Raw genomic sequence first — 6,465 nt, 5'->3', positions numbered from 1 at the left:
CGCCCGGTTACATTCCGAACCCGGAAGCTAAGCCTTTCAGCGCCGATGGTACTGCAGGGGGGACCCTGTGGGAGAGTAGGACACCGCCGAACAATTTTTATGGAAGAGGCCCGGCCTCGGATCTTAGGATCCGACGCCGGGCCTCTTTTGCGTCTGCGGTAGAGTCTGGCCGGAAACGTCAGGACATACATACAGGAGGGGCCCCGGTGGAGGTCCAGGAGACAAGGGTGCAAACGGATCGGATCTTCACGATCCCCAACATCCTGAGTATGGCCCGCCTGGTGGGCGTACCCGTGTTCCTGTGGCTGATTCTGTGGCCCGAGTTCGGCGGACCGAAGGCTGACGGCTGGGCGCTGCTCGTACTCGCCCTGAGCGGCATCAGTGACTATCTGGACGGCAAGCTGGCCCGGCGGTGGAATCAGGTCAGCAGTCTCGGCCGGGTTCTCGATCCCGCGGCGGACCGGCTGTTTGTACTGTCCACGCTGGTAGGACTCACATGGCGCGACATCCTCCCACTGTGGGTAACGGTCCTGCTGCTGGCCCGTGAGGCCGTGATGGCGGTGATGCTGCTGATTCTGCGGAGGCACGGGTACGGACCTCCCCAGGTGAACTTCATCGGGAAAGCGGCTACCTTCAACCTCATGTACGCCTTTCCGCTGCTCCTCCTGAGCGACGGAAGCGGATGGCTTGCGACACTGGCGTCTATTTTCGGCTGGGCGTTCGCAGGTTGGGGTACAACCCTGTACTGGTGGGCAGGGATCCTCTATGTGGTGCAGGTCCGCCGACTTGTGCGGGCGGACACCACGGCTGACTGAGTCACGAGGAGGACGTTCCGACATGAAGGCGGTTGTCATGGCCGGCGGTGAAGGCACTCGCCTTCGCCCAATGACCTCGAGCATGCCCAAACCTCTGCTGCCAGTGGTGAATCGCCCGATCATGCAGCATGTTCTGACACTGCTCAAGCGGCATGGACTCACTGAGACGGTGGTGACTGTCCAGTTCCTCGCCTCCCTGGTGAAGAATTATTTCGGGGACGGCGAAGAATTTGGAATGGAGCTCACCTACGCCAACGAGGAGAAGCCGCTTGGGACGGCCGGAAGCGTCAAGAACGCCGAAGAGGCGTTGAAGGACGACTCCTTCCTCGTGATCTCCGGTGATGCCCTGACGGACTTCGATCTCACCGAGCTGATCGAATTCCACAAGGAGAAGGGAGCCATGGTCACGGTCTGCCTGACCCGGGTCCCCAATCCCCTCGAATTCGGTATCACCATCGTCGACGACGAAGGCAAGGTGGAACGCTTCCTGGAGAAGCCCACCTGGGGCCAGGTGTTCTCAGACACGGTGAACACCGGCATTTACGTGATGGAGCCCGAGGTCTTCGACTACGTCCAGGCCGACGTGTCCGTCGACTGGTCGGGCGACGTCTTCCCGCAGCTCATGAAGGAGGGCAAGCCCGTCTACGGCTTCATCGCCGAGGGCTACTGGGAGGACGTCGGCACCCACGAGAGCTACGTGAAGGCCCAGGCCGACGTACTCGAAGGCAAAGTCGACGTCGACATCGACGGCTTCGAGATCTCCCCCGGCGTGTGGGTCGCGGAAGGCGCCGAGGTGCACCACGACGCCATCCTGCGCGGCCCGCTCTTCATCGGCGACTACGCCAAGGTCGAGGCGGGTGCCGAGATTCGCGAGCACAGCGTCATCGGCTCCAATGTGGTCGTGAAAACAGGCGCTTTCCTGCACAAGGCCGTCATCCACGACAATGTCTACATCGGCCAGCAGACCAATCTGCGCGGCTGTGTCATCGGCAAGAACACCGATGTCATGCGGGCCGCGCGGATCGATGACGGCGCGGTCATCGGCGACGAGTGCCTGATCGGCGAGGAATCGAACATCGCCGGCAACGTACGCGTCTATCCGTTCAAGACGATCGAGGCCGGCGCCTTCGTCAACACCTCGGTCATCTGGGAGTCGCGCGGGCAGGCGCATCTGTTCGGCGCCCGAGGCGTATCCGGCATTCTGAACGTCGAGATCACCCCCGAGCTGGCCGTACGGCTGGCGGGCGCGTACGCGACCACGTTGAAGAAGGGCGCGACGGTCACCACCGCGCGTGACCACTCACGTGGTGCGCGTGCGCTCAAGCGGGCGGTGATCTCCGCGCTCCAGACCAGCGCGATCGACGTGCGCGACCTGGAGAACGTGCCGATGCCCGTGGCACGGCAGCAGACCGCGCGCGGCAGCGCGGGCGGCATCATGATCCGGACCTCACCGGGGCGGCCGGACTCGCTGGACATCATGTTCTTCGACGAGCGGGGCGCGGACCTGTCCGCGGCCGGGCAGCGGAAGCTGGACCGGGTCTTCGCCCGTCAGGAGTACCGCAGGGCGTTCCCCGGCGAGATCGGCGACCTGCGGTTCCCCGCCACGGTCTTCGACTCCTACACCGGCGCGCTGCTGCGGGCCGTGGACATCTCCGGGATCGCCGACGCCGGTCTGAAGGTCGTGGTCGACGCGGCCAACGGCAGTGCCGGGCTCGTGCTGCCCAGCCTCCTCGGACGGCTCGGCGTGGACGCGCTCACCGTCAACCCCGGTCTGGACGAGGCCCGTCCGACCGAGACCACCGAGAGCCGGCGGGCCGGACTCGTACGCCTCGGTGAGATCGTCGCCTCGGCGCGGGCCGCCTTCGGCGTGCGCTTCGACCCCGTGGGCGAGCGGCTGTCCCTGGTGGACGAGCGGGGCCGGATCATCGAGGACGACCGGGCGCTGCTGGTCATGCTCGACCTCGTCGCGGCCGAGCGCCGCAGCGGACGGGTGGCGCTGCCCGTGACCACGACCCGGATCGGCGAGCAGGTCGCCGCGTACCACGGCACCCAGGTCGAATGGACGACGACGTCGCCCGACGACCTGACCAGGGTCGGCAGGGCCGAGGGCACCATCTTCGGCGGCGACGGGCGCGGCGGCTTCATCATTCCGGAGTTCAGCAGCGTCTTCGACGGATCGGCCGCCTTCGTGCGGCTGATCGGACTGGTGGCGCGTACGCAGCTCACGCTCAGCCAGATCGACGCCCGTATCCCGCGCGCTCACGTCATCAAGCGGGACGTGCCGACACCGTGGGCCGTCAAGGGTTCCGTGATGCGGCGCGTGGTGGAGTCGGCGGGCGACCGCTCGGTGGACACCACCGACGGCGTGCGCGTGGTCGAGGCGGACGGACGCTGGGTGATGGTGCTGCCCGACCCGGCGGAGGCCGTCACGCATCTGTGGGCGGAAGGGCCCGACGACACCTCCGCGGAGGCACTGCTCGACGAGTGGGCGGAGGTCGTGGAGAGCGCCGGACGCTGATCCCTCGGCCGAACGGCGCGCCGTGAGGGGGCCATTCGAGTGTGGCGGCCCCGACGTGCGACGATGTGCGGCATGCCGCAGCAGCAACCCGATCGGAGCAGCCCCGTCCCCGGGGCTGCCCGGCGGCGTCCTGACGCCTCGATGTCGTTGCTCACCAACGTCATGGAGCACAGTCTCGACGACGGGTACGCGGAGGCCGCCGCGCGCCGCGGCGAGGTCGGCACCTCCAGGCTGCCGAAGCGGCTGAGCGGAAAGCTGGGCCTGGCCGCGGGTCTCGTACTCGCCGCCATCGTCGTCACGGTGGGCGCGGCCCAGACGCGGGTGGCCGCGCCCACCGAGGCCAAGGAGCGCCAGAAGCTCATCGACCAGGTGAAGACCGAGACCGACAGCGCCGACAAGCTCCAGAGCAGTGTGGACGGCCTGCGCGACACCGTGGCCGCCGAGCAGCGGGCCGCGTTGGAGGACCACGGCGGCGACAGCAGCGCCTTGGTCGAGTTGCTGTCGGGCGCGACCCCGGTGGACGGTCCCGGCGTCAAGCTGGTCGTGGACGACGCCAAGGAGGCGTCAGAAGGCGGCACAGGCGGCCCGCGGGAGAGCAGCGGCTTCTCCGACACCGGCAGGGTCCGCGACCGCGACATGCAGCGCGTGGTGAACGGGCTGTGGTCCTCGGGAGCCGAGGCGATCACCGTCAACGGCCAACGGCTCACCGCACTGTCCGCCATCCGGGCCGCCGGTGACGCCATACTGGTCGACAACAAGCCGCTGGCGCCGCCGTACACGGTGCTGGCGATCGGGGACGGGGAGCGGTTGAGCGCGGCATTCCAGGACAGTGCGGACGGTCAGTACCTGCACGTCCTGGAGCAGAACTACGGCATCCGCACGAGCATCTCCGTCCAGGGCACGCTGCACCTGGCCGCCGCGCCCAGCCTGATCGTGCGGTATGCCAAGCCGGTCCCCGGCCAGCAGAAGGCGGACTCCGCCACAACAGGGAAGGGTTCGAAGTGATCGCCGTACTGGGCCTCGTCGTGGGAGTCGTGGTCGGGCTCGTGGTCCGTCCCGTGGTGCCGACCGGGGTCGAGCCGTATCTGCCGATCGCCGTCGTCGCCGCTCTCGACGCGGTCTTCGGCGGCCTGCGGGCGATGCTGGACGGGATCTTCGACGACAAGGTCTTCGTGGTGTCCTTCCTGTCCAACGTGGTGGTGGCGGCGCTGATCGTCTTCCTCGGCGACAAGCTCGGGGTGGGCGCGCAGCTCTCCACCGGCGTCGTGGTCGTCCTCGGCATCCGGATCTTCTCCAACGCGGCGGCCATCCGCCGCCACGTCTTCCGGGCGTGACGACGGTATGAGCGACGAGCACCACGAGTCCGCGGACGACGGGCGGGACCGCCAGCAGCACGGCCCGGCCCACGCCGCGCACGATCACGAGCCCGCCCACGCCGCGCACGCCCATGAGCCGGAGCACGCCGCGCCGCCGGTCACCGGGCGGCAGCGCCTGGTCGCCGGGCTGTGGCCGCCGCGGCTGTCACGCGCCCAGCTCACCGTGGCCGTCCTGCTGTTCGTCCTCGGCCTCGGGCTGGCGATCCAGGTCAGCTCCACGAGCGACAGCGGCGGCGCGCTGCGCGGCGCGCGCAAGGAGGACCTGGTCCGCATCCTGACCGAGCTGGACAACCGCACCCAGCGGCTCGAGGACGAGAAGCGGGGTCTGGAGAGCCAGCGGTCGGAGCTGGAGACCAGTTCCAACCAGGCCGCGGAGGCGCTCAAGCAGACCCAGGCCAAGGCGCAGCAGCTCGGCATCCTGGCGGGCACGGTGGCCGCCCAGGGGCCGGGTATCACGCTGACGATCACCGACCCCAGGGGCGGTGTCCAGGCAGACTCGCTCCTGGACACCCTTCAGGAACTCCGGGCGGCCGGTGCGGAGGCGATCCAGATCAACGATGTACGGGTCGTCGCCGACACGTACTTCACGGAGGGTACGGACGGTGTGCTCATCGACGGCCACAAAGTGTCCCAGCCGTACGAGTTCAAGGTGATCGGAAATCCGCAGGATCTGGAGCCCGCCCTCAACATCCCGGGCGGGGTCGTGCAGACGCTGGAGAAGGAGCAGGCCACGGCCGATGTCGTCAGGTCGCAGAAGATCGTTGTGTCCGCCTTGCGGCCGTCGAAGCAGCCTGACTACGCTCGGTCGTCATCCCAGTGAGGCGGGGGGTCGGGGCATCTGTGGGGTGCTGTGTGGTGGAAACTGTGTGTAGCGAGGGTTCGTCCTGCCCCACGGGCGGGTCTGTTTCTTTCAAGGGGAATCGCCCGTGAAGTTGTTTGGGAAGTTTTTCGGCAAGAGCGCGCGGCAGTCGGGTGACCCGGCGACGGCGCGCCACCGTGCTCCGCGGAACACCGGGGAGGAGAGCCAGTCCGGCGACCGCCCGCTGTTCCGGCAGGAGGACCAGCAAGGCGGCGGTGACTTTTCCGGTGGCCCCGGCGTGGCGCCTGTTGACCCTGCCTCGTCCCCCCGCATAGGTTTCGGGGAACCATCAACCTCAACCCCGGGTGGAGGGTTCGGCTTGCCGGTTTGTACGCGGTGCGGGCACACGAACGCGGAGGCGAGCCGCTTCTGCAACAACTGCGGCGCGCCGCTGCGCGGTTCAGGGGCCGGGCAGGAACGCGCGTCCGAGACCACCTCCACAATCTCCATCTCGGGCCTCGAGGCGTACGAGGCGGAGGTCACCGGCCAGCATGTGACGCCGTCGCTCTCCTCCGAGGCGCAGTCGGCCGTGGACGCCCTGCCGATGGGCTCCGCGCTGCTGATCGTGCGACGGGGGCCGAACTCGGGCAGCCGCTTCCTGCTGGACGGTGAGCTGACCACGGCCGGCCGCCACCCGCAGAGCGACATCTTCCTGGACGACGTCACGGTCTCCCGTCGCCATGTGGAGTTCCGCCGCGGCCCGGACGGCGGCTTCACCGTCTCCGACGTCGGCAGCCTCAACGGCACGTACGTCAACCGGGAGCGGATCGACGCGGTGCCGCTGTCCAACGGTGACGAGGTCCAGATCGGCAAATACAGGTTGGTCTTCTACGCGAGCCAGCGGGGGATCTAGCTCTTTTCCCCCGGACCCGGTCCGGGGGACCCCAGGGAAGGTGT

At 68.1% G+C, this 6,465-nt stretch carries 6 protein-coding genes and 1 rRNA gene; all 7 read left to right on the top strand.

Annotated elements, in window-relative coordinates:
* A 5S ribosomal RNA gene (rrf, locus tag ABZX65_RS07080) occupies positions 1–92 on the top strand; the annotation flags it as partial.
* A 114-nt stretch (positions 93–206) separates the two neighbouring features.
* Entirely contained in the window at positions 207–815 is a 609-nt protein-coding gene (locus ABZX65_RS07075) for a CDP-alcohol phosphatidyltransferase family protein (RefSeq protein ID WP_355335745.1), read from the top strand.
* A gap of 22 nt (positions 816–837) precedes the next feature.
* Entirely contained in the window at positions 838–3,333 is a 2,496-nt protein-coding gene (locus ABZX65_RS07070; protein ID WP_355335743.1) for a mannose-1-phosphate guanyltransferase, read from the top strand.
* Positions 3,334–3,396: 63 nt separating this feature from the next.
* Complete coding sequence (locus ABZX65_RS07065) at positions 3,397–4,338, top strand: DUF881 domain-containing protein (RefSeq protein ID WP_355335740.1); 942 nt, start codon at positions 3,397–3,399, stop codon at positions 4,336–4,338.
* Entirely contained in the window at positions 4,335–4,667 is a 333-nt protein-coding gene (locus ABZX65_RS07060) for a small basic family protein (protein ID WP_033175851.1), read from the top strand. Before ABZX65_RS07065 ends, ABZX65_RS07060 begins: the two co-directional genes overlap by 4 nt.
* 7 nt (positions 4,668–4,674) lie before the next feature.
* Positions 4,675–5,529: a DUF881 domain-containing protein gene (locus tag ABZX65_RS07055; protein ID WP_355335737.1), complete on the top strand. Its 855-nt coding sequence runs from the start codon at positions 4,675–4,677 to the stop codon at positions 5,527–5,529.
* A gap of 358 nt (positions 5,530–5,887) precedes the next feature.
* Positions 5,888–6,421, top strand: coding sequence for an FHA domain-containing protein (locus tag ABZX65_RS07050; RefSeq protein ID WP_355335734.1), 534 nt, complete (start codon positions 5,888–5,890; stop codon positions 6,419–6,421).
* The last annotated feature ends 44 nt before the right edge of the window (positions 6,422–6,465 follow it).

This window comes from Streptomyces sp. NPDC003300, assembly GCF_040610915.1.
Taxonomy (GTDB): domain Bacteria; phylum Actinomycetota; class Actinomycetes; order Streptomycetales; family Streptomycetaceae; genus Actinacidiphila.
The sequence above is the reverse complement of the archived record's forward strand: the minus strand, read 5'-3'. Positions and strand labels throughout refer to the sequence as shown.